We start from the raw sequence: 21,617 nt of genomic DNA, 5'->3' as shown, positions 1-21,617 counted from the left end.
CGTCTCCCCTCGTTATTGGAGAAAATTCTTTACTTCCCTTACAAAACTTTCGGATGCTTCCACCTCTGGCCGGTGCCCGCAAGCCTCGAATATTACCACGCGCGAGTTTTTCATCGAACGCTGGTACACGCCGGCCGTCGACATCGGCACAACCTGATCATCTCGGCCCCAGATAATCAAGGCTGGTAGGTTGGCAGTACCTTCAAGCAGATGAGGCAGGCTGGGATTGAACATATATGGCTGCCAGGCCAGGCGCGCAGTTTCTGCACGCGCGTCCTCGAAGGCTTCGTATTGTTCCGGCGAGGTTCCCCCATCATACAGAGACGCGAATTCCGCGGTGCGTTGCGAGTCGCGCACGGATTCGCGCAGATACTCCAGTGCCGGAACTTTGAACAGGTCCTTGATCTCTCCTTCCGGAGGCCGAATGCCCGCCGGGGCGACCAGTACCATTTTTGAAAAAAGTGCCGGGTCGTTGGCGGCCATTTCGGCGGCCAGCCATCCACCGAACGAAAATCCGATCACGTCGATCGGGGCCAGGCGTTGTTCACGGAGGCCGCGCGCGATGAACCCCGCCAGATCGCGAACACTCATTATCCATTCCGCGCGCGGCGTACGCCCGAATCCCGGAAGCAGCGGCGTGAGCAATGTTCGCCGATCGCTCAGCTCTTCATTCCACTTCATCCAGCCGGGAAATCCCAGCTCTTCGTGCAGCACCAAGACCGGTTTGCCGGCGCCGGCGGTCAGCACAAAAAGCTGGTCGGCTCCGATCTGGTACGATGTTTCTCGAACCGATTCCTTCGTCGCCACATCTACCCTCGCGCGTGTCGGTACCTACTCGGGCTATATTGCAGTTCCTTGACAAGAATCAAGAGTTTGCTTAAGGGGGGCGCCCAACGATCGCTCTCCACACAAGAGCCGATTACAGAAAAAATCGATTCGGCGGACCGCAGGTCCACGCGCTTTCCTCCCCAAGAGGAGCGAAGAGTCAGCACATTCCGCGCAGAACATCGGGTCGCCCGCAGGTAGCCCCCAAGAGAGTGTGCCCGACGGCCGATAGACCTTCCGATGCGCGATGTCGTTGGTGGTTGCCGAGAGTGCCTGTTTCCATCTCCATGCCGCATTTGCAAATTGCACGTCGGGGCGCAAAGTTATGAGGAATCAGACCCTTTCGGCATAGAAAAGAGTCCGTCGGGAGAAAGCGTCATGCCGTCACATATGAAGCTCGAGGAACTCGTTCAAGAAACCCGAGTCCATCGGCGGATCTACCTTGAACCGGAGATCTTCGATCTGGAGATGGAACGAATCTTCGAGAGCAACTGGGTCTTCGTGGGACACGAAAGCGAGATAGCCCAGTCCGGTGACTACAAAACGGTCGTAATCGGAACCCAGCCAGCGATTGTTACCCGCGACGAGAACCGCGACATCCACGTCCTCATGAACCGTTGTATGCACCGCGGCTCCACGGTGTGCCAGGACAATCACGGGAATTCGCCCGTCTTCCGCTGCTGGTATCACGGATGGACCTACAACAACCGGGGTGAGCTGATCGGGGTTCCTTACGCTGACGCTTACGGCAGCGGTTTTGACCGCCGCAAGTTCAGTCTTATCAAGGCCGCACGCGTCGCTACCTACCGGGGCCTCGTCTTTGCGAGTCTCAATCCCGAGGTCGAGCCGCTGGCCGACTATTTGGGGAATGCAAAGTACTACATCGATCTTTTCATGGATCTGTCGCCGGAGGGCGAGGTCGAATCCCGGTCTGGAACCCACAAATACGGTTACGACGGCAACTGGAAGTTCCAGATGGAGAACGGGGTTGACGGTTACCATCCAAATTTCGTCCACCAGAGTTTTTTCGAGATTCAGGGCAAGCAACTGGGCCGCAAGGTGATGCAGCTTTTCACCGGGAATGCGGAGTACGAGAGCAAGGACCTGGGCAATGGACACGCGATCCTCGACATGGCTCCCAAACATCGGGCCGCGAACCGGCCGGTGTCGAATTTGCTGCGAGGGGCAACCTCCCAGGCAAGCCGCGACGCCTACCTGAGCAGCATGCTTCAGCGTTACGGCGAGCGGCGAACCGCCGAGATTTTTGCCGCATCCAACGTCAATCTCGCGATTTTTCCGAATCTCCTCATCATCGGAATCCAATTCCGTATGACGATCCCGGTGAGTGCGAAGCGCACCGATGTGCACCTGTTGCCGACCACCCTGAAGGGGGTACCCGACGAAATCAATGTGGCCCGATTGCGAGCCCACGAGGCCTTCTATGGTTCCGCCGGGGGTGGTGCACCGGATGACGTGGAGATGTTCAACCGCTGCAGCGAGGGCCTGCGCGTCAAGGGTGCTGAATGGCTCGAGCTGTCACGTGGAATCGACCGTGAGTATGAAGTGGATAACGGCGTCATTGTGGGGCACATTACCGATGAGACACCGCAGCGCGCATTTTATCGCAGATGGAGGGCGTTGATGTTGAGCACGGCCGAGCCTCAGCAGCGCGTCGCGAAATTGCGGATTGCGCCTACGGCCTGAAGAATTCGTGGAACTGCGTGGGCGATGCCCAACCTAAGCCGCTCCGAGGCCGAAGACATTCTGTATCGGGAGGCACGCCTCCTCGATGACCGGTGTTACCGGGAATGGCTCGAGCTGTTCGGCGCGGACGCCAGGTACTGGATTCCGTGTAACGGCGAGGGAACGGATCCGGAGCGCGAAATTACCCTGGTGTATGACGACCTGCCGAGACTCAGGGATCGTGTGGAACGGCTCGCCTCGGGACTGGCCCATGCGCAGACGCCGCCGTCACGCACCAAGCGGCTGATCTCGAATGTCGAGGTCGATAATTCCACCGAAGACGCCGCGACGGTGTCGTCGGGTTTTATCCTGTATGAGCTGCGACGCAGCAGGGAGCGTGTGTTCGCTGGTCGTTATGAGCATTCACTGCGCCGAGTCGAGGGAAACTGGAAAATCGCAACCAAGAAGGTGGTGCTGATAAACAACGATGAAGTCATCGACAACCTGACTTTTATCGTTTAGGAGTCGGGATTCACCAGGTTCGGCACCTCGCGCGGGTCGGGCCGATCCGACACTCACCGATATTAACGGTGAGGCTGGATAAGAGATTGCAAAACTTCTGCTCGCAGCCTCTACCGGCCCATCTTCAACAGGTCTTCCCCCGCCCATCCTTCTTTGAGAGGCACCATGAAATAGGGCTTGAGGCTCATCCTGGAGAATTTCCAGTGCCCGTCCCGCTTGACGTACTCATCGTCGTAGCGCGCCGCGACGACATAGCTCTCGCCGTTGTACACTGGCTTGGCCTCCAAGTAGGCGAAGCCGTCCGCGCGATCGCCGTGCAGATTGATCACGTGGTTGTGGATGAACTGTCTCACGCGATACAGACCACGCCTGGGCTGGGCCGCTTGTCCCGATCTGCCGGCGCCCAGTCCCGAGAAGAAAGCCTTAATCTGATCGCGCCCTTTCGCGCGGCCGAGATGCCCAAATTCGAGCTCGCCGTCCTCGGTGAAAAGATCCGGAATCTCGGTGGTCTTCGCTTCGTTGACGCACTCGTGATAGCGAAACCGTAGCGCACGAATGGCCTCGCGCTCGCTCAGTTCTGCGACCTTTGCTTACAGCTCGTGCACCCGATCTTCAAGACTAATAGCCACCTGTGGGTTCCTCCCTATGTATGGATAGTTACCGCACCTGGCAGAGCGCGCGGTCGCCGCCTCGACACCAGTCCGGTTTTCTTTGCGGCCCAGCGGCAGACTTCATCGATCAGCGTCTAGATTTTTCCTACCGCCCGTCTAGTGCTGGGAGCGCCGGTGCTGCCCCGATTCACGACCGTCTGTGACAGTTGGGCCTCGGCAGCTCCGCCAAATCCTTTCCAGACGTTGGGTCCCGCCGCGGTCAATCCTCCATCCACCACTATCGCTTCACCGGTGACAAACTCGGAATCGTCACTGGCCAGGAACAACGCCGCCCCGGCGATATTCTCCGGCTTTCCGTGCTCAGGCCAGGGCTGGAATTTGTCGAGCTGCTTGGCCACCGTCGCCGGGTTGCCGCGATCGGTGAGCGGTGTCAGCACGCCACCCGGACAAATCGCGTTGACCCGGATGCGATCCGGCGCCAGTTGAAGGGCCGCAGCTCGGGTTAGATTGATGACCGCCGCCTTGGCGGCCGAATAAACCAGGGGTCCGCTTCCGCCGCTCAACCCCGCGACAGACGCGGTGCTAATGATTGAGCCGCCCCCGCCCTGCCGCTTCATTGCGCGAGCAGCATGTTTGATCCCCAGGAAGACTCCCTTCGCTAGAACATCAAAGGTGTAATCCCATTCTTCCACCTCGATGTCCCAGACCGGGCCCAACGCTCCGCCCAGGCCGGCATTGTTGAATACCACATCTACTTTTCCGAATTCCGAAATCGCCAGCGCGATCATCGCCGCGACCTCGGGCTCCTTCGCAACATCCGTGCGGATGAACCGCGCCCGGTCGCGGAAGCCCCGTTCGGCGCAAAGCGCAAGCGTCTGCTTGCCGGTGTCCTCGTTGTAGTCGGCGATGACTACCGACGCTCCCTCCTGAAGAAAGCGCGTCGCGGTGGCACGGCCCATCCCGCTCGCACCGCCGGTGATCACTGCTACCTTGTCCTGAAGTCGCATTCTGTAAACCCTCGAGTGACCGCCGGGGGCGCTTCACCCTGATGGAGCGCGCTCTGGCGTCTAGCGGATCGTCCAACCCCCGTCGACTACGAATGGTGCGCCGGTCGCGAACGATGAATCGCTGCTGGCGAGGAACAGCGCCATGTTCGCGATCTCCTCCGGCTCTCCCATCCGTCCGAGCACCGAGATGCGCCTCACGTCCTTCGGGTCGGGCTCGGCGCCGCGCCGAATGCGCTTGGCCATCTCGGTTTCGATGCCGCCCGGGCAGATGCAGTTGACGCGGATGTTAAAGCGCGCGTATTCGAGCGCCGCCACGCGTGTCATGGCGATTACTCCGGCCTTTGCCGCGCTGTATGCTGCTCCACCGCGCACCGCCACCATCCCTGCGATCGAAGCCTGGTTGATAATCGAACCGCCTCCGGCGTCGACCATGGGCGGGAGGACATATTTCATCCCGAGGAATACGCCGCGCAGGTTGATGGCAATCACGCGGTCGAAAGCCTCGGCCGTCATCTTGCCGATAAACGCCGATTCGCCTTCGATGCCCGCGTTGTTGAACAGTACGCCAGGCGTGCCCAGCCGCCGCGCCGCAGTTTCGACCATCTGCTTTGCGTCGGCTTCCACCGAAACGTCAGCGCGAATTGCCACCGCCTTCCCGCCGTTGCGCTCTATTTGAGTGGCCGTCTCGGCGGCAGCCTTTTCATCTATGTCGATGGCCGCGACCTTCGCCCCCTCGCGCGCAAACAATAGCGCCGTTGCTCTGCCCATTCCCGATCCTGCGCCCGTGATTAGCGCGTTCTTGCCGTCCAGTTTCATGATTGTCTCTCCACGAAGCGCCGCGGTCAGGCCGCGACCCGGGCTGGAGTGTACGTGACCGGCAGATGCTTGATGCCGGCGAGCAGATTGGATCGCAAACGCTCTGGCGCTCCAGCCGGAGCCATGTCCGGCATGCGGCGGAGCAGTTCATCGAGCATCACGCGCAGCTCGAGTCGAGCGAGGTTCGCACCGATACAGAAATGTTCACCGTAGCCGAACGCGATGTGGTCGTTGGGCTTGCGAGCAAGGTCGAAGGTGTAGGGATCCGCGAACACCTCCTCGTCACGATTCGCGGATGGGTTCCAGATGACCACCCGGTCCCCTTCCTGAATCGATCGCCCGCGCAGCTCCACCGCGCGCGTTGCGGTGCGCATTATATGAGTGATCGGTGAGGTCCAGCGCAGGATTTCTTCGATGGCGGTCGGCATCAGTGCTGACTGGCGCGCCAGGCGTTCGCGATCGTCGGGACAGCGCATCAACGCGTCCATGCCCCCGGTGATCGCGTTGCGGGTGGTTTCCTGGCCTCCCAGGATCAGCAGGAAGCAGTTGAACACCACCTCAAGGTCGCTGAGGTGGTCACCTTCGATGTCACCGTGTACGAGCGCGCTGACCAGGTCGTCACCCGGGCTGCTGCGTCGTTCGCCGATTAACCTCATGAAATAGTTGAAGATGTCCCTCTGTGCCTGCGCACCGGTCTTCTGGGCAGATCCGTCGACCTGGTACTCGGGGTCTTCGTTCCCCAATGTCATGTTGCCGAGCGCGAACATTAGGTCCCAATCTTCGCGCGGGACCGCGAGCATCTCGCAGATGACCGCGGTTGGCAGCTTCGCCGCTACATCGACTACCAGGTCGCAACGGCCCTGCTCGGCGACCGCGTCGATGATTTCCCGGGTGATCGCGCGCACGTGCGGTTCATGCGGCGCCAGCGCGCGCGGCGTAAATCGCCGATTGAGCATCTGCCGGATTCGCCCGTGGCGCGGTGGGTCTGTGGTGATCATCATCTGGCCGAAGCCGAACAGCATGCGCGGCTGATTCGGATCGGGTGCGTCAGCGAAACCGAGAGCGATACCGCCCAGCGAGCTGAAAGTCGTCGGATCACGATAGACGCGCTGTGCGTCATCGTACTTGGTTATCGACCAGAAGCCCCGTTTGTTCTGGCGCTCGGTCCAATGCACGGGATCAGCCGCGCGCAGTTCTCTCCAAACCGAATGCGGATCGCCGGAAACGAAGAAATCGGGATTGGTCAAATCGAAATCGTTCACCATGGCCGGCGTCTCCTCTGTGGGGTCGCCTCAAGCGTTATCCGCCTGCGCGCGCTCGCCCAACCGTAGTCAGGCACGCTTGACGCCCTCTCGTCAAACCTCCGCGAAGGTCACTACCAGCTTCGCAGGCTTGTCAAAACCAGGGTGGCGGAATAGTCAATGGCGAATGAGCCTTTGCAATCAGCTCAATATCGGATTGTTGTTCCCGTTCCGGAACCCGGTTGAATGGCGGAGGCCGTGGCCGCAGTTCTACGCCGAGCAGCTTGCGCAAATCCGAGGCGCCGAGGAACTTGGCTACGACCAGGCGTGGCTCACTGAGCACCACTTCGCCGAAGATGGCTACTCGCCCGCGATTCTTCCGATCGCGTCCGCAATCGCCGCGACTACCACGCGCATCAGAGTGGGCACTTACCTGGTGCTGCTACCCCTGCACAATGCCGTCCGGGTCGCCGAGGATGCGGCGACGATTGACATCATCTCCAACGGCCGCTTCGATCTCGGGGTGGGCCAGGGCTACGGCCCGAATGAATTCGCCGGCTACGGCGTTGATCGAAAAGCACGCGCAGGGCGAATGGAAGAGGGCATCGAGGTACTGCGCGGTGCGTGGACCAAAAAGGAGTTCTCGTACTCCGGACAGCACTACCGAGTGCAGAACATCACCTTGATGCCACCCGTAGTGCAGAAGCCGCATCCGCCCCTGTGGATTGGGGCGGGCGCGCCCAAGGCTATCCGGCGCGCGGGCCGGATGGGATGTCACTTCATGGGTTTGGGCGATCCGCGCGCACAACAAATCTATGATGAATCACTGCGCCAGGCAGGGCGGAATCCCGCGGACTACAGCGCCGCCCAACTCCACTGGACCTATGTCGCGCGGAGCAGCGACGAAGCCTGGTCTGAGGCGCAGGATCACTATCATTGCATGCTGAGGCTGTATGGCCGCTGGATCGTGGAGGCCAACGAGATGCCCAACGCCGCGCAATTCGCGAATCTGCCGGAACCATCCAAGCTTCGCCAGGCGCAAGGCCTGATGTTTACTCCACTGTTTGGGAGCCCGGACGAAGTCACGGCGCGTCTTAACGAGTCCTTCAAGAATGTGCGAACGACGCACTTGGTGCTCGGAATGCATCTGCCCGGCCTGGCACCAGAACGGTCACGCCGTTCGATGGACCTGTTCGCCCGGGAGGTCGCTCCGCACCTCAGGCCGGTCGCCTAGATAACGTTGGGGTCCGGGGTTAGTTCAGCTCCCCCCGATTGGCGCATCAGCCGCGCCTGCCCGTCAACGCTCGCCACGACACAGCACACCCTCACCCTCCAGCGCCGAAATCCGCTCTGGCGAGTATCCCAGATACTCGCGCAGCACCGCCGCGTTGTGCTCTCCCAAGGTCGGCGCCGTAGTCGTCCGATGCCGCCCGTAACCCGAAAAGCGCAGCGGAAACCCTGGTACCTCGAACTCGCCCAGGAAACGATCGCTCACCGTCCGCACCAGCTCGCGCTCGCGCAGATGCGGATGCGCCATCGCCTCTTCAGTCGATAACACTTCCGCGAAGGGCACCCGATACTCTTCGAAACAGCGGTACACCGCCTCGTCGGTCGGCATTGCGTCGAACCACTTCTGAATGAGTGCCTTGAGTTCTTCGAGGTGCTCCATACGAGCAGAAATGGTGCGAAAGCGCGTATCCTCCGCGAGCTCCGGCTTCCCCATCGCACTGCACAGATACGGGAATTGGTGTTGGGTTCCCGCCATGATCAGAATCGGATGCCGTTTGCCGTTGAATATGCCGAGCGGGGCAACCGCGTAATGGTGTGCGCCGTTGCGCCGCGGCAAAATCGCGCCGCCGCTCAAACTCGCGGTGTGTACCGGCATGTCGTGGTAGCTGAAATAACAATCCAGCAACGAGGTCTCGAGATATTGCCCCTCGCCGGTCCGTTCGCGATGGAGCAGCGCCGCCACGATCGCTGACAGGGCGTGCACCCCGGTGCTGATATCGCCGACTCCTACCGCGGGCAGCGATGGGGCGCCGTCGCGCTCGCCAATCATGCTCAACACCCCCGAATAGGCGCATCCGATAAAGTCGTAGCCTGGGCGGTTCGCGAGTGGTCCGTTCTGCCCGAAGGTCGAGATCGAACACATGATGACTTTCGGGTGAAGCGCCCGGACCGCCTCGTAGCCGAATCCCAGCCGCGCGATCACGCCGGGCGCGTAATTCTCCACGATCACATCGACCTTCTGGATCAGGTCGCGGATGATCTCCACCGCCTTGGGATTCTTGAGGTCGAGGCACAAACTTTTCTTGCCCAGATTCTGCTGGACGTAATACGCGCTCCGCCCGTTCCGAATGTAAGGTACCGCGCGCGATATATCGCCGTTAGGAGCAAACTCGACCTTGACTACCTCGGCGCCCATCTCGGCCAGATATCGCGTCGTGGTCGGTCCGGCCAGGACCTGGGTGAAATCGAGCACCCGGTAGCCCTCGAGCATACGCTTCGACGTCTGTGCCATGTGATTCCGCCCTCTCAGCGCTTCAACTTTTCACACCCCAGCGTTCCAAACACAACCTCCTCGAGGAAGGGGACCTCTGCCTCAGAAGCCTCCTGGTGCGCATGGACAGCGGCAGGTCCCGACTATGCGCATTTCCTCTGCCTAACGTGCCATGAACCAGGTACCCGCGTGCGCCAATCTCACCCACAGCGTCGCCTCAGCCAGAACCATTTCAAGCACCCCACCGACGAGGCGATTGCTGCTTCCCCGATCCGCTTGACAGAGACGGCCGCTTGTTGCTCGTTTGCCACATGGCTTAGCCGGGCAGCTTGGAGGCAATCGACCATGGGAACACTACGCGGGGAACAGATCATCGCTCAGTCGTTCAAGCAGGAAGGCGTCGACACGATCTTCTTCATGATGGGCGGGCCCACCTCGGGGACCGCGGGCGCGTGCCTGGAACTGGGCATGCAGGGGATCTACGTGCGCCACGAGCAGGCGGCGGCCATGATGGCGCACGCGTATGCGAGGGTTACGGGGAAACCCGGAATCTGTATCGCACCGATGGGTCCGGGTGTCGCCAACCTGGTGACCGGTCTTGGCAACGCATGGGCTGATGCCGCCCCGGTCATCGCGATCGGCGGCGCCGCGCCGATGCGCGGTACCACGCTCGACACGTTCCAGGAGATGGACCAGATTCCGATGATGCGACCGATCGTGAAGGCTGCGTATCGCGTCGACCTCGGGTACCGGATTCCTGAATATATCAGCATTGCTTTTCGCGAGGCGCTCGACGGCAAGCGGGGTCCGGTCTACCTCGACCTGCCGGGTGACGTGCTCGCTGGTAAGGTCGAGGAGGAGAAAATTCAGTGGGTCGCGAGCCCCTCGCGGACCGAAGCGCGTCCCGCAGGTGATCCAGCTCTGATCCGCAGCGCGGTCGAGCTTCTGGCCAAGGCACGCAAACCGCTGGTCCTTACGGGAAGCGGCGTGCTGTGGTCACGGGCGGAGGATCAGCTGCAAAAGTTTATCGAAGCGACGGGACTGCCCTTCTTCACCACTCCCCAAGGTCGTGGAGTCGTTGCGGAAGACCATCCCCGCTCGTTCCCAGGGGCGCGCTCGACCGCATTTCGCGAAGCAGATGTGGTGTTGGTAATCGGTGCCCGCGCCAACTCGATGCTGTCATTCCTGCGACCTCCGCGTTTTTCGCCGGACGCCAAGCTGATCAACGTGAACCTCGACGGTAAGGAGATCGGCCATAATCGTGCCGCCGACATAGGCATCATCGGTGACGCCAGACTGGTGCTCGAGCAACTCACCCTTGAGGCGGCCGGCAAGTTTGATCCCAAGCACGAGACCGAATGGGTCGCGCAGCTCGCCGTCAAGCATCGGTCGAACCTGGAACGCTCGGCGCCGCTGTTGCACTCCAATGCGGTTCCGATCCATCCGCTGCGCCTCTGCAACGAGGTCAAGGAAGTCATTTCACGGGAGACCATCCTGGTGGTTGACGGACATGAAATACTGAACTTCGCTCGCCAATCGATTCCCATCTACCAGGCGCGCTGCAGTCTCAATGCCGGTCCGCATGGCTGTATGGGCGTCGGTATCCCGTTCGGAATCGGCGCGCAGGCTGCGCGTCCTGACCTCCCCGTGCTGGTGCTGAGCGGCGACGGAGCATTCGGCTGGAACGGGATGGAAATGGACACCGCCATTCGGCATCGCTTGCCCATCGTGGTAGTGGTCTCGAACAACGGTGGATTCACCTCGCGTAAGACCGGCGGCAACGTGGGGCGCGATCTCGGCTTCCAACGCTACGACAAGATGGTCGAAGCGCTCGGCGGCTATGGAGAATTCGTGGAGCGCCCCGATGAGATCCGTCCGGCGATCGAACGGGCCATCAAGAGTCGCAAGACTGCACTGGTCAACGTGTGCACCGATCCCGAGGCGCAGGCAACCACCGATATGGGGTTTGCGGGCTACTGAGAGCGTCGGCCGCAGCCGAATCGCGATTCGCCGGTGCCTTCTCAACCGGAAGTAGAGAGGCTGCGCCTCTCTCTTCTCATCTATGGGCAATTTGGCGCCTTTGACCAACATTCCATCTCGCGCCATGCCGCAGGTTTCGACCTGGTTGTAGCTGCGCCGGCTCGCAAGACGGCTCGCACCAGCGAGGTTCCGAACCAGGCAAAGATCTTAGCCGCGCCCGACGAAAGGCATTTTGGTAGCCATGATGGTAATGAACTGAACATTCGCTTCGAGCGGCAGATTGGCCATGTACACCACCGCTCGCGCGACGTGCTCGACATCAAAAGTGGGCTCAGCTGCAATCTCGCCCGACGCCTGCGGCACACCGCGCGCCATACGCGCGGTCATCTCGGTTGCGGCGTTGCCGATGTCGATTTGGCTGCACGCAATATCGTACTTGCGGCCATCTAGCGAGGTCGATTTGGTCAGCCCGGTCATCGCGTGCTTGGTCGAGGTATAGGGGGCGGAGTTGGGACGTGGCGTGTGGGCCGAGATGGAGCCGTTGTTGATGATGCGCCCGCCCCGCGGCTGTTGTGCCTTCATGATGCGAAAGGCCTCCTGCGTGCACAGGAATGCACCGGTCAGGTTGGTTTCGACGACTGCCCGCCAGCGTTCCAAGGAAAGATCCTCAAGCGGTACGGCCGGAGCACCAATTCCGGCGTTATTGAACAGCACGTCGAGACGGCCGTACGCTTCGCGGGTCTTCGCGAAAAGGTTTTTGACCGATTCCGGGTCGCTCACATCCGTCTGCACCGCGATGGCGGACGAGCCAGTCGCGCGCCCCTCGACCGCGGCGGCCTCGAGCAATTCCAACCGCCGTCCGCCGAACACGACCGCGTATCCTTCGCGCATCAGGGCGAGGGCCGCGTGCTTTCCGATACCGGTACCTGCGCCGGTTACGATCGCTATTTTTCCCGCCATGTCGAATCGATCTCCTGTTGCAATGTAGTTGCGAAGCTTGCTTGCATGAACTAACTGTCCGCCATATCACCAGCGCGGGAGTTATCCCATGCCGTACGCACAATCATCGGGAGCAAGACTCTACTTCGAGGAGAGCGGAGACGGCCATCCGATCATTTTCGCCCACGAGTTCGGTTCCGACTACCGCGAGTGGGAAAGCCAGGTGCGCTGGTTTTCGCGACACTACCGATGCATCACGTACAACGCACGCGGCTATCCACCCTCCGACGTGCCCGGGGATGATTCGTCCTACGGACAGGATCGCGCGACCGACGACATCGCGGCGGTCCTAAAGCATCTCGCGATCGACAAGGCTCACGTGGTTGGACTCAGCATGGGAGCTTTTGCGGCGCTGCATTTCGGTCTGCGCTATTCGGAAAGGGCCACTTCGCTGGTCGTGGCCGGGTGTGGTTCGGGCGCGCCGAAGTCCGAGCGCGAGACTTTCCGCAAGCAATGCGAAGCGACGGCCGAGCGCTTTCTCAAGGAGGGTTCGGCGCCGCTCGCGCGGGCATTGGGTCTCGGGCCGACCCGCATTCAACTCCGCAACAAAGATCCGCGCGGCTGGGAGGAATTCGTGCGGCATCTGAGTGAGCATTCTCCCATCGGATCGGCATTGACGTTGCGCAACTACCAGGCGTTGCGTCCGTCGCTTTATGACTTCACCTCGGAACTCGCCAAAATGACGGTTCCAGTTCTGCTCATCGTCGGGGATGAGGACGATCCGTGTCTCGACGCCAGCGTTATGCTCAAGCAAACAATTCCAGGCGCCGGACTGTGGATGGTGCCGCGCACGGGGCACGCGGTAAACCTCGAGGAGCCGGCCGCGTTTAATCACGCGGTGCAGGAATTCTTCAGCGCCGTCGAGCGTGGCAAATGGAGGTCGCGCGACCCTCAAAGCCTCGCGGGCAGCGGACTAATCGGATCGCGCACGCGAAACTGAGGGTCGATGTCTTACCGGCCCTCGCGCGACCGGCCACGCGGTGTCTGCTCGTTCCAGTGGTTTACTCCGAGCGACCAAAGTTTCGCGCGTTCCTGGTCGCAACCCGCGCGGGGCGTCGAACCCGGAAGAGAAAAACGACTAAATTCCAAGGTCCTGCAGGTTGTAGTCTTTCAGCTCGGCTCTCCGCTCCGGCGTCCAACGATACAGCTCCTGCTGGCCGGCGAGCGGCTTATAGCGGTAAGGCTTCTCATCCGGAAATCGCTGCTGGCGCGCATCGATGGCATACATGACTAGCCGGGAACGCTCGCGAATGCGCTGATCGTCGTAAACCGCGACCGGGTTGTGAACGCCTCCGCTGACTACTCCCAGAACTGACTTGCGACGATGAAAGCCGAAGTTGATTGTGACCCGGACATCCTGGCAGGTGTTCGCAAATGAACCGTGAATTGCTTGGCGGTTGCAGATCGCCACGTCGCCCGGCGCACAGATAAACGGGACGGCATCGGGCAAACGATCGGACCCCGCCGCCTCGACCATCCCTTTGAGGTCCGCCTTGCCGTGTCTATGTGAGCCTGGCACCACCCACAGCCCGTTGATCGCGTTACAACCGTAGAGTTGTGCCATGAAGTTGAAGCCGTGGGTGCCCCCGTCGAGGGTCGGACTGTCCCAGTGAGTCCAGCCATCCTGATGCCATGCTACTGAACCACCCAGGCCCGGCTGCTTGATCCACACCGCTTCGTTGAAGGGCGTGAAATCCTCGCCATTGATACTCTCGGCAACTGTTAGCAGTTGCGGATGTCCGTAGAGCCGCAGGCACGCATCGGAAAACTGCAGCGAGCCGAGTACGAGCTGCATCACGTATTCGGGCGCTTCTTTAGGCGGCGTGGGCTCGATCATCTTCGCCGGGTGTCGGCCGCGCGCAAAAGTAGTGCCCCCGAGCGGGTCGGAAAGAGGTTTGACCCATGAGATGTTCGGCGCCTTGCAATCCGCCGAAAGCGCCGGACGCCCTTGGCTGTCGATAGCGGCACCTTTTGTTACAGGTGCGCGCGCAAGCATCTCGGCCACATCCCGTTCGAGGTCCTGCAGCTCTTCCTCGGCCAGCAATCCTTCGAAGATGTAAAATCCGCAGCGCTTGTACGCATCTTGAATCGCTGGATCGAGATTACCGGCGCGATCGAACTTAAGCGCACCTCGGTTGCCGAGGCGCATCGCACGTTCCTCGCCTTCCTTGCGATAACGTTCCATCGCAGACTGCTCTGCTCCGTAATCAACGATCGGGACCTTGAGGAGTGGCAGGTTTGCCATACTCAACTCTCCAGTTGGAATGCCCGTCGGCCGAGGGCCTGATCGTTAATGCCACGAATCGGCCAATTGCGGCAATCAGCCAGCTGACAATCCCACCCGCCCGGGAATGCGACCTGAGCCGGGAATTCTTCGATGTCTGGCGTCTTTCCGACGTGGCGATCTCCGTCTACCCGAAACTCCCGGTTTTTGCTGGACATCAGGAATCCGGCGGGGAACAGCGCGCAAGAACGGGAATCCCCTCTGCTTCTCATGCTGAAGCGTCGCAGTTCACGTCGATTGACAACGCTGAGGGAACAGGGTTAGCAAGCCAGTTAACCAGCGCGCCGACCCCATCAGAGATTGCCGCTGCGGAGGAAACCATGGCTGACACACCATCGCAGATAATCCGCGTGAACGACCTTGAATGGACTTCCATGGCTTCGGCACTCAAGGCCAAGGTGCTCTGGTCCGACCCGGCGACCAAGCGCCGCGCCCTACTGACGCGTTTCGAGCCCGGAGCCATACTTCCAACCCATCGTCATGTGGGCGACGAATTGCTTTATGTCATCGAAGGTTCAATCGCCGACGAACACGGCACCACTACCACCGGCAACGTCGGCTATCGTCCCAACGGGTGCATTCACAGCGTCACCAGTAAGAACGGTGCGACCGTCCTCGCGATTGTCAGCGGTGGCATCGAACCTGCCACGGATCTAACGGGGGCTCCGCGCTCGCAGAACTTTGACCTGAGCGAGATTGCTTGGACCGAAGCGATGCCCGGGGTACGCCAGAAGCCGATCTGGCATGACAAAGAAACCAAACGGCGAGCCGCGTTGGTACGCTTTGACCCGGGCGCCCAACTGCCCCGTCATAAGCACGTCGGCGATGAATTGATCTTCGTGATCGAGGGTTCCAATGCGGATGAATCGGGCGAGGTTGTCGCGGGCAACGCGAACTACCGGCCCAATGGCTGCACGCACACGGTCTCGACCAGAAATGGGGCGACGATCTTTGCTCTGGTGACCGGCGGCGTTGAGATGATGAAGTAGTCAGGGGCGCGAAAACTGCGATGGCGCAATCGGCTGCGGCGGTTGCGCTCGCATGCGAGGTAACATGGATCGGCTTAGAGGCAAGGTTGCGCTGATTTCCGGTGGCGCGCGCGGACAGGGTGCCGCCGAGGCCCGGCTGTTCGTCAACGAGGGGGCAAGGGTTGTAGTCGGAGACGTGATTGACGATCAGGCCACCAAACTGGCCGCGGAAATTAACGCGCGGGCCGGAGAGCGAGTGGCCGCTGTACTTCATCTCGACGTCACGCGCGCCGCGGACTGGCGAGCTGCGGTTGACGTCTGCGAGAGTGGATTTGGTGGCCTCGACATCCTGGTCAACAACGCGGGCATTTTCAACATGTCCGGTCTTGAGGACACCAGCGAGGAACTCTGGGATTCGCTTGTCAACATCAACCAGAAGGGCGTGTGGCTCGGGATGAAGACGGCGGTACCCGCAATGCGTCGGCGGGGTGGCGGAGCGATCGTAAACATCTCGTCGGTTGCGGGGCTGACCGGATCGCCCGGTTCGACCGCGTATCACGGCACCAAGGGCGCGGTGCGGCTGTTGACCAAGTCCGCCGCCGTGCAATATGCGGGCGAGAAAATTCGGGTCAACTCGGTTCATCCGGGAGTCATCTCCACCCAGATGATCGACATAATCCCGAAGGAGCGACGCGAGGGCATCAGCACCATCGTGCCGATGAAGCGCGAGGGGCGACCCGAAGAGGTCGCCCAGGTGGTGCTGTTTCTGGCCAGCGACGAGGCATCCTACGTGACTGGTGCGGAGTTCGTGGTAGATGGCGGTCTGACCGCGACCTAAAGCCGCGGCCAGGACCCGGCCGAAGAACCCCAGCAACGGTCGGAGGGAACTTTAGAATGGAAAGACTCAAAGGCAAGGTCGCTCTTATCTCTGGCGGTGCGCGCGGACAGGGTGCCGCCGAGGCGCGTCTCTTCGCCAGTGAGGGCGCAAAGGTTGTGCTCGGCGATGTGCTCGACGATGTCTGCAAACAGACCGCGGATGAAATCAACGCCAAGGCCGCGACCAAAGCGGCGGTGGCGCTTCATCTCGATGTTACCCGCGCCAACGACTGGCGCGCCGCAGTCGCCGCCGGCGAACATGACTTTGGCGGCCTGGACATCCTCGTCAATAACGCCGGCATCTATCGTACCGGCGGCATCGAAGACACCAATGAAGAAGATTGGGACGCCGTGGTCAACATCAACCAGAAGGGGGTGTGGCTCGGTATGAAGGCGGCAGTACCGGCGATGCGCCGGCGCGGCGGAGGCTCGATTATCAATATCTCCTCGATCTACGGACTAATCGGCTCAGCCGGTTCCGCCGCCTATCACGGCACCAAAGGCGCGGTTCGGCTGCTGACCAAGGCTGCGGCGGTACAGTACGCGCCCGATAGGATTCGCGTGAACTCGGTTCACCCTGGTGTGATCCTGACGCCGATGGTCGACATTGTGCCCCGCGAACAATTGCAGTCTTTGATAGAGCTCGCCCCAATGAAGCGCGGAGCTCAGCCCGAAGAGGTCGGGTGGTGTGTAGTATTCCTCGCGAGCGACGAGGCATCGTTCGTCACAGGAGCGGAGCTGGTGGTGGATGGCGGTTACACGGCGGTCTAATCGCCGCAGCTGGCAGGCAATCCTTGGACACATAATACGCGCTCGCCAAACGGTCCCGCCGGATTTGAAAAGGAGACCGATGGACGCATGAGCATTCGTCTTTCGGAAAAAGAAGCATGGGCCGAACTCGAGCGGGCACATACGGGGATCTTCACGACCCTTCAGCGCAACGGTTGGCCGATTTCTCTCCCAATGTGGTTTGTGGCGCTCGACCGGTACATCTATTTGCGCACCCCGGCGCAGTCCAAGAAGCTCGCGCGCATCCGCCACGACTCGCGCGGAAATTTCTTGGTGGAAAGAGGAGAGCGCTGGAAGGAGCTGTGCGCGGTCATGCTGCGAGTGGAAGTGGAGCGGTTGGAGGCGGGCGAAGAATATGATCGTGCCGTCGCCGCGCTGGCGAGGAAATATGGCGGGTTCGGTGAGTCCACCGGAGCTCTGACCGAAGCTACCCGGAAAGCGTACGCGGACATGGTTCTCCTGCGGCTCAAGCCGGTCGGTCCCGCCGTAACCTGGGACAATGCCCGAATTAGCCTGCGCACCGACTCGGTTCCGAAATCAGCAGCGACTCAGGCTTCCGAGAAGTAAGTCCCTTCTCCCGGACGGCGGGTCCGATCAGTTGAAGTTCTCGGTGGCCTTCCATGCGAGCGGCCCCTCGCAGGTGGTCAGCCCAGACTGAGTAGCCGGTCCCAATCCTCGTCCCCCAGGGTTTGTGTCACTGGCAATGATATCATCAACAGATGTGCACTCTCCGAGATTCGGCTGGTTTGCGCATTGCCTGAACCACGCCGCGGCGGTACATCGATCGGGAGCAGACGAAGTGAGGGGAGGAACCCTGATGACGGGACCATCGACACTTGTGCCCGATGCTGACGCGGGAGCCTTTCTTGGCGCGGCTGAGATTTATGCGAATGCGCGCGAGTTAGGCGGGTTCCTGCGCGAAAAATCACCTGAGATCGAAGCGGCCCGCAAGCTTCCGCCCGAGGTAGCGGAGCGCATTCGCAGCGCCGGCATGTTCCGGCTTACTATGCCCAAGAGCTGGGGCGGTCCCGAACTCAGCACCATCGAGCAAGTCGAGGTAATTGAAGAATTGTCGAAGGCCAACGCTTCGGTCGGATGGTGCGTGATGATCGGATGCGACTCGGGCCTTTTTTCCGGATATTTGGACGACGCTGCCGCGCGCGAACTCTATCCCAGTCTCGACCTGGCCACGGCGGGTCATGCTTTACCGGTCGGCCGAGCCGACCGCGTCGAGGGTGGTTACCGAATCAAGGGACAATGGCCCTTCGGCTCCGGAATTACCCATGCCGATGTGGTCTCGGCTGGCTGCATCGTCTACGCAAACGGCGTACCTGAAATGATCAACGAACGGATTCCCCGCTGGCGGTTGATGCTCGCGCCGGCATCATCTTTTGAGATCGCGGACACCTGGCACACGACCGGCCTGCGTGGCACGGGCAGCAACGACTACCGCGCCGACGACTTGTTCATTCCGGAGCGCCACAGTCTAAGCTTTTCCGAGCCTGCGAAGCGCGATGCTCCCTTATGGCGCAACAGCAACACGATTCTCCCTAAGATGGCTGGAGTTCCCCTGGGCGCCGCTCGTGCGGCGATCGATTTCTTCTGCGACGCGATGCAGGGCAAAGTGGAGTTTCCGAGCACGAAACTCTACAAGAACCTCGCACGTATTCAGAGCACCATTGCCGACGCCGAAATGATGTTGGGTGCGGCGCGCTCCTACGTCTTTTCATCACTTGATCGTCAATGGGAACGCCTGGAAAAAGCCGAGAAGCCAACCGAAAGGGAACGCGCCGATGTGTGGTTGGCGCGGGTGAATGTCTGCCATGCGGCGCGTCAGGTCATCAGGATGCTTTTCGATGCTCTCGGCGGCGCTGCTATCTACACGCAAAAAGGCCCGCTCGATCGTGCACTTCGCGATGCGGACACGTGGTGCCAGCACCTCGTCGGTCAGCGTCGCACGCTCGAATGGGTTGGCGCGCTGCTCCTCAACTCGGACGAGAGGCCCAACCCGATGTTGTGAGCACCCGCTCTCCCACACCCACGATCCTGGGTCTGAGTCACTCGCCTGTGTTGCACCCGCCGGTGCTTTTCCAGACGCCCGGACGGAAACTGACCAATGAAATGGAATCCTTTGGGCGTGCGATTTGTTTCCTTCCAAATCGAAGCCGGTCCCGGGAAGGAGGGATCGCGCCTCCTCTCTCGCTCGAAGTGAGACCAGCTTCCAGCTGTGTTCGAGGCTAAACGCTCCTGGCTCCTTAGAGTGATTCGTCCCACCATTTTCCCGGTCGAAGCCGGATCACTGCCACCCTTCAGCCTTCTACGAAAGCAAGCAGGTCAGCAGTCAGTTGATCCTTGTGCGTGATCGGCAAGCCATGCGCGGCATTCTCGTAAACCTTTAACTGGCAACGCGGAATCAACTGCGCGGTTTTGCGTCCAGTCAATTCGATGGGTGTTGAGGCGTCATGGTCGCCGTGGATCAGCAAGGTCGGCAGCGTCATCGCTCGCAGCTCTGCGCGAAAATCAGTCCGCGTGAACATGCGCTGCAGGTCGATCATGACTTTGAGCGAGCATCCGTCCACCATCATCCGGGTCCACCATCCCGCCATTTCCGGCGAGACCGTGTTGCCGGGCGCGCCGAAGAACGTGGGCGCTGCCGCTGCGATCACGTGTGCGCGATCCATGCACAACGCCGCTGGCGTTTTTTCGAGGATGGCCTCATCAACACCATCGGGGTTGTCGGGCGTCTTCATGATGAACGGCGTGATCGTTGAGACCAGCACGACTCTATCGATGCGGCTGCTGCCGTGACGTGAGAGGTAACGGACCACCTCGCCGCATCCCAGCGACTGGCCCACGAGCACGACCTGCCGCAGCTCGAGCTGATCGATTACCGCCGCCATATCGCCTGCCAGCGTATCGAAGTCGTAGCCGTCCTTGGGCTCGTCCGAACGACCATGCCCACGTCGGTCATAGCCGACACAGCGCAAATTGTGGCCCGCCAAAGCGGTCATCTGGTACTCCCACCAATCCGTGTTCAGGCCCCAGGGCGCTACAAACAGAATCGGCTTGCCGTCGCCCCAATCGCGATGGAACAGTCTGGCACCATCGGCAGTCTCGATAGACTTCCTGGCTCGCGCCGCCTTTGCTGCAACCGGGGCGAGCTTCGCACCTTCAGCCAGAACTTGCGCCCGCCCGACGCCAATGAATCCCACTCCGGCTGCCACTGCGGCCGACTTCAAAATGCTGCGTCTGTCCATAGTGCCGAGGTCCTCGGCACCGATTTGTGCATGCCCACCACGCCTTAGTCGATTACTCTCCAGGTAAGGCGCGACCATTCTTTCGGTGGCATTCGCACGGGAGATTGCCCGACGGAGAAATGAGAGAGCATCGAGTTGTCCTACGATCGAGGATCGGCCGAGAAAGACTCTTTCTCTATGTCCAGTCTGTAAGAAGTTCCGCGACGGCTCGAGGGGCGGAGCCCTTTGCGGTGACCGCGGCTAGTTTCCTGGCTCTGGCAGGTCATGGCCGCGCTTTGAGGCGGCGGGCGATCTCTTCCGGCGATACGTCTTCGACGTGAGTTGCGATTTGCCAGGCATTGCCTTGCGGGTCTTCGATCATGGCGCGCCGATCGCCGTAGTGCATATCCGCGGGCGCCTCGAGTGATTTCGCCCCGGCCTTGAGGGCCTCGCGGTAGGCGGCATCGGTATCGGGGACATACAGGTAGAGAAACGCGGGCAGAGCTGGGCGCACCCCGCTCGCGCTGACGATCACGATCGAATCGCCGATCACCATCTCTGCGGGCGATCCTTTGCCGACCCGCGGCCGCTCAACCGCCGCAAAAGCCCGCTTCAGAAATTCGACCAGCGCGTCTGCGTCCGGCACAAACAACCGCGGCGTGATCGAGTGATAACCCTCGGGAATGGATTTGACGGCCATCCCGAGAATCCTACCAGCTTGCAGACCCAAATCAGAGAATCGGCAACCAACCCCCACTTGAAGACCTGTCTAGCGGCAGCTCTTTATGAAGTGAAGAGCGGTTAATTGATTTGTCCTCTCGTCGCCCAACGCCAAAGGCGCTACGCTCCCAGCGAGAGGAGATCACCATGGCAGAAGCGTTTTCCGGCGGATGCGGGTGCGGGCGATTCGCTTCGTGTGTTCGGCCGAGCCGCTTGCAATTTTCAATTGTCATTGCCGGGATTGTCAGAAAGCCAGCGGTGCGCCCTTCATCAGCGCAATCGCAGTGCCTTCCGCTGCGGTCACAATAACCGGTCAGCCCAAGTACCGCTCAGTGCCTACTGACAGCGGCAACACGATTAGCCGGGGATTTTGCGCGGAGTGCGGATCGCGCCTGTTCGCAAGGATTTCCGGCCGCGCCGATGCGATTGGAATCCATCTAACGAGTCTCGACGATCCCAACCGCTATTACCCGACAATCGACATCTGGACTTCGAGTGCGCTCAAGTGGGACCACATGAACCCGTCGCTGCAGAAGATAGCCAAGGGGCCGCCGCCGCAT

At 60.8% G+C, this 21,617-nt stretch carries 21 protein-coding genes; 11 read left to right on the top strand and 10 right to left on the bottom strand.

Annotated elements, in window-relative coordinates; genetic code table 11:
- Window positions 1–12: 12 nt before the first annotated feature.
- Window positions 13–807 carry an alpha/beta hydrolase gene (locus VGI36_00220; GenBank protein HEY2483536.1) on the bottom strand — a complete coding sequence of 265 codons (795 nt, stop codon included), beginning with the start codon at window positions 805–807 and terminating at the stop codon, window positions 13–15.
- Between the two features lie 396 nt (window positions 808–1,203).
- Between VGI36_00220 and VGI36_00215 the strand changes: the two genes are divergently transcribed.
- Both VGI36_00215 and VGI36_00210 read left to right on the top strand, forming a co-directional pair.
- Window positions 1,204–2,529 carry an aromatic ring-hydroxylating dioxygenase subunit alpha gene (locus tag VGI36_00215; protein ID HEY2483535.1) on the top strand — a complete coding sequence of 442 codons (1,326 nt, stop codon included), beginning with the start codon at window positions 1,204–1,206 and terminating at the stop codon, window positions 2,527–2,529.
- Window positions 2,530–2,553: 24 nt separating this feature from the next.
- The gene (locus VGI36_00210) at window positions 2,554–3,030 is read left to right on the top strand and encodes an aromatic-ring-hydroxylating dioxygenase subunit beta (GenBank protein HEY2483534.1); all 477 of its coding nucleotides are present in this window, start codon (window positions 2,554–2,556) and stop codon (window positions 3,028–3,030) included.
- Between the two features lie 110 nt (window positions 3,031–3,140).
- On the opposite strand, the gene VGI36_00205 is transcribed toward VGI36_00210, so the two are convergent.
- The 4 genes from VGI36_00205 to VGI36_00190 all read right to left on the bottom strand — a co-directional run bounded on the left by VGI36_00205 (window position 3,141) and on the right by VGI36_00190 (window position 6,729).
- A complete protein-coding gene (locus tag VGI36_00205; protein HEY2483533.1) occupies window positions 3,141–3,605 on the bottom strand; it encodes a nuclear transport factor 2 family protein in 465 nt (154 codons plus the stop codon).
- A gap of 170 nt (window positions 3,606–3,775) precedes the next feature.
- Window positions 3,776–4,648 (bottom strand): SDR family oxidoreductase, encoded by an 873-nt coding sequence (locus VGI36_00200; protein HEY2483532.1) that lies wholly within the window; start codon window positions 4,646–4,648, stop codon window positions 3,776–3,778.
- Window positions 4,649–4,708: 60 nt separating this feature from the next.
- Window positions 4,709–5,464 (bottom strand): SDR family NAD(P)-dependent oxidoreductase, encoded by a 756-nt coding sequence (locus VGI36_00195; GenBank protein HEY2483531.1) that lies wholly within the window; start codon window positions 5,462–5,464, stop codon window positions 4,709–4,711.
- A gap of 26 nt (window positions 5,465–5,490) precedes the next feature.
- Entirely contained in the window at window positions 5,491–6,729 is a 1,239-nt protein-coding gene (locus tag VGI36_00190; GenBank protein ID HEY2483530.1) for a cytochrome P450, read from the bottom strand.
- A gap of 163 nt (window positions 6,730–6,892) precedes the next feature.
- Between VGI36_00190 and VGI36_00185 the strand changes: the two genes are divergently transcribed.
- The gene (locus tag VGI36_00185) at window positions 6,893–7,939 is read left to right on the top strand and encodes an LLM class flavin-dependent oxidoreductase (GenBank protein HEY2483529.1); all 1,047 of its coding nucleotides are present in this window, start codon (window positions 6,893–6,895) and stop codon (window positions 7,937–7,939) included.
- A gap of 63 nt (window positions 7,940–8,002) precedes the next feature.
- Here VGI36_00185 and VGI36_00180 read toward each other — a convergent pair whose 3' ends face one another.
- Window positions 8,003–9,226, bottom strand: a complete 1,224-nt coding sequence (locus VGI36_00180; GenBank protein HEY2483528.1) for a CaiB/BaiF CoA-transferase family protein — start codon at window positions 9,224–9,226, stop codon at window positions 8,003–8,005.
- Window positions 9,227–9,550: 324 nt separating this feature from the next.
- Here VGI36_00180 and VGI36_00175 point away from each other — a divergent pair, with 324 nt between their 5' ends.
- On the top strand, window positions 9,551–11,185 hold the full coding sequence (locus VGI36_00175) for a thiamine pyrophosphate-binding protein (GenBank protein HEY2483527.1): 1,635 nt from the start codon (window positions 9,551–9,553) through the stop codon (window positions 11,183–11,185).
- A gap of 207 nt (window positions 11,186–11,392) precedes the next feature.
- On the opposite strand, the gene VGI36_00170 is transcribed toward VGI36_00175, so the two are convergent.
- Complete coding sequence (locus tag VGI36_00170; protein ID HEY2483526.1) at window positions 11,393–12,145, bottom strand: SDR family oxidoreductase; 753 nt, start codon at window positions 12,143–12,145, stop codon at window positions 11,393–11,395.
- A gap of 88 nt (window positions 12,146–12,233) precedes the next feature.
- On the opposite strand from VGI36_00170, the gene VGI36_00165 reads away from it, so the two are divergent.
- A complete protein-coding gene (locus VGI36_00165; GenBank protein ID HEY2483525.1) occupies window positions 12,234–13,124 on the top strand; it encodes an alpha/beta hydrolase in 891 nt (296 codons plus the stop codon).
- 138 nt (window positions 13,125–13,262) lie between these two features.
- Here VGI36_00165 and VGI36_00160 read toward each other — a convergent pair whose 3' ends face one another.
- Window positions 13,263–14,429: a phytanoyl-CoA dioxygenase family protein gene (locus VGI36_00160; GenBank protein HEY2483524.1), complete on the bottom strand. Its 1,167-nt coding sequence runs from the start codon at window positions 14,427–14,429 to the stop codon at window positions 13,263–13,265.
- Between the two features lie 359 nt (window positions 14,430–14,788).
- Between VGI36_00160 and VGI36_00155 the strand changes: the two genes are divergently transcribed.
- From VGI36_00155 to VGI36_00135, 5 genes are all read left to right on the top strand, one after another.
- Window positions 14,789–15,457 carry a cupin domain-containing protein gene (locus tag VGI36_00155; protein ID HEY2483523.1) on the top strand — a complete coding sequence of 223 codons (669 nt, stop codon included), beginning with the start codon at window positions 14,789–14,791 and terminating at the stop codon, window positions 15,455–15,457.
- Window positions 15,458–15,521: 64 nt separating this feature from the next.
- Window positions 15,522–16,274, top strand: coding sequence for a glucose 1-dehydrogenase (locus VGI36_00150; GenBank protein ID HEY2483522.1), 753 nt, complete (start codon window positions 15,522–15,524; stop codon window positions 16,272–16,274).
- 56 nt (window positions 16,275–16,330) lie between these two features.
- Entirely contained in the window at window positions 16,331–17,083 is a 753-nt protein-coding gene (locus VGI36_00145) for a glucose 1-dehydrogenase (protein ID HEY2483521.1), read from the top strand.
- Window positions 17,084–17,170: 87 nt separating this feature from the next.
- Window positions 17,171–17,668: a pyridoxamine 5'-phosphate oxidase family protein gene (locus VGI36_00140; GenBank protein ID HEY2483520.1), complete on the top strand. Its 498-nt coding sequence runs from the start codon at window positions 17,171–17,173 to the stop codon at window positions 17,666–17,668.
- A gap of 250 nt (window positions 17,669–17,918) precedes the next feature.
- Window positions 17,919–19,121, top strand: a complete 1,203-nt coding sequence (locus tag VGI36_00135) for an acyl-CoA dehydrogenase family protein (GenBank protein ID HEY2483519.1) — start codon at window positions 17,919–17,921, stop codon at window positions 19,119–19,121.
- A gap of 289 nt (window positions 19,122–19,410) precedes the next feature.
- Here the strand turns inward: VGI36_00135 and VGI36_00130 are convergent, their stop codons facing one another.
- Together VGI36_00130 and VGI36_00125 are read right to left on the bottom strand one after the other, a co-directional pair.
- Window positions 19,411–20,358 carry an alpha/beta hydrolase gene (locus VGI36_00130; protein HEY2483518.1) on the bottom strand — a complete coding sequence of 316 codons (948 nt, stop codon included), beginning with the start codon at window positions 20,356–20,358 and terminating at the stop codon, window positions 19,411–19,413.
- A 262-nt stretch (window positions 20,359–20,620) separates the two neighbouring features.
- Entirely contained in the window at window positions 20,621–21,037 is a 417-nt protein-coding gene (locus VGI36_00125; protein HEY2483517.1) for a VOC family protein, read from the bottom strand.
- Between the two features lie 190 nt (window positions 21,038–21,227).
- Here VGI36_00125 and VGI36_00120 point away from each other — a divergent pair.
- Window positions 21,228–21,617: GFA family protein (locus tag VGI36_00120; GenBank protein ID HEY2483516.1), on the top strand; the 390-nt coding region annotated here is incomplete at its 3' end.

This window comes from Candidatus Binataceae bacterium (assembly GCA_036495685.1).
Lineage (GTDB): Bacteria > Desulfobacterota > Binatia > Binatales > Binataceae > JAFAHS01.
This window is presented reverse-complemented; position numbering and strand designations above follow the sequence as displayed.

Coding starts and splice junctions, on each gene's coding strand:
- VGI36_00215 (HEY2483535.1), top strand. CDS start 1,204: ATGCCGTCACATATGAAGCTCGAGGAACTCGTTCAAGAAACCCGAGTC.
- VGI36_00210 (HEY2483534.1), top strand. CDS start 2,554: ATGCCCAACCTAAGCCGCTCCGAGGCCGAAGACATTCTGTATCGGGAG.
- VGI36_00200 (HEY2483532.1), bottom strand. CDS start 4,648: ATGCGACTTCAGGACAAGGTAGCAGTGATCACCGGCGGTGCGAGCGGG.
- VGI36_00195 (HEY2483531.1), bottom strand. CDS start 5,464: ATGAAACTGGACGGCAAGAACGCGCTAATCACGGGCGCAGGATCGGGA.
- VGI36_00190 (HEY2483530.1), bottom strand. CDS start 6,729: ATGGTGAACGATTTCGATTTGACCAATCCCGATTTCTTCGTTTCCGGC.
- VGI36_00185 (HEY2483529.1), top strand. CDS start 6,893: ATGAGCCTTTGCAATCAGCTCAATATCGGATTGTTGTTCCCGTTCCGG.
- VGI36_00180 (HEY2483528.1), bottom strand. CDS start 9,226: ATGGCACAGACGTCGAAGCGTATGCTCGAGGGCTACCGGGTGCTCGAT.
- VGI36_00175 (HEY2483527.1), top strand. CDS start 9,551: ATGGGAACACTACGCGGGGAACAGATCATCGCTCAGTCGTTCAAGCAG.
- VGI36_00170 (HEY2483526.1), bottom strand. CDS start 12,145: ATGGCGGGAAAAATAGCGATCGTAACCGGCGCAGGTACCGGTATCGGA.
- VGI36_00165 (HEY2483525.1), top strand. CDS start 12,234: ATGCCGTACGCACAATCATCGGGAGCAAGACTCTACTTCGAGGAGAGC.
- VGI36_00160 (HEY2483524.1), bottom strand. CDS start 14,429: ATGGCAAACCTGCCACTCCTCAAGGTCCCGATCGTTGATTACGGAGCA.
- VGI36_00155 (HEY2483523.1), top strand. CDS start 14,789: ATGGCTGACACACCATCGCAGATAATCCGCGTGAACGACCTTGAATGG.
- VGI36_00150 (HEY2483522.1), top strand. CDS start 15,522: ATGGATCGGCTTAGAGGCAAGGTTGCGCTGATTTCCGGTGGCGCGCGC.
- VGI36_00145 (HEY2483521.1), top strand. CDS start 16,331: ATGGAAAGACTCAAAGGCAAGGTCGCTCTTATCTCTGGCGGTGCGCGC.
- VGI36_00140 (HEY2483520.1), top strand. CDS start 17,171: ATGAGCATTCGTCTTTCGGAAAAAGAAGCATGGGCCGAACTCGAGCGG.
- VGI36_00135 (HEY2483519.1), top strand. CDS start 17,919: ATGACGGGACCATCGACACTTGTGCCCGATGCTGACGCGGGAGCCTTT.
- VGI36_00130 (HEY2483518.1), bottom strand. CDS start 20,358: ATGGACAGACGCAGCATTTTGAAGTCGGCCGCAGTGGCAGCCGGAGTG.
- VGI36_00125 (HEY2483517.1), bottom strand. CDS start 21,037: ATGGCCGTCAAATCCATTCCCGAGGGTTATCACTCGATCACGCCGCGG.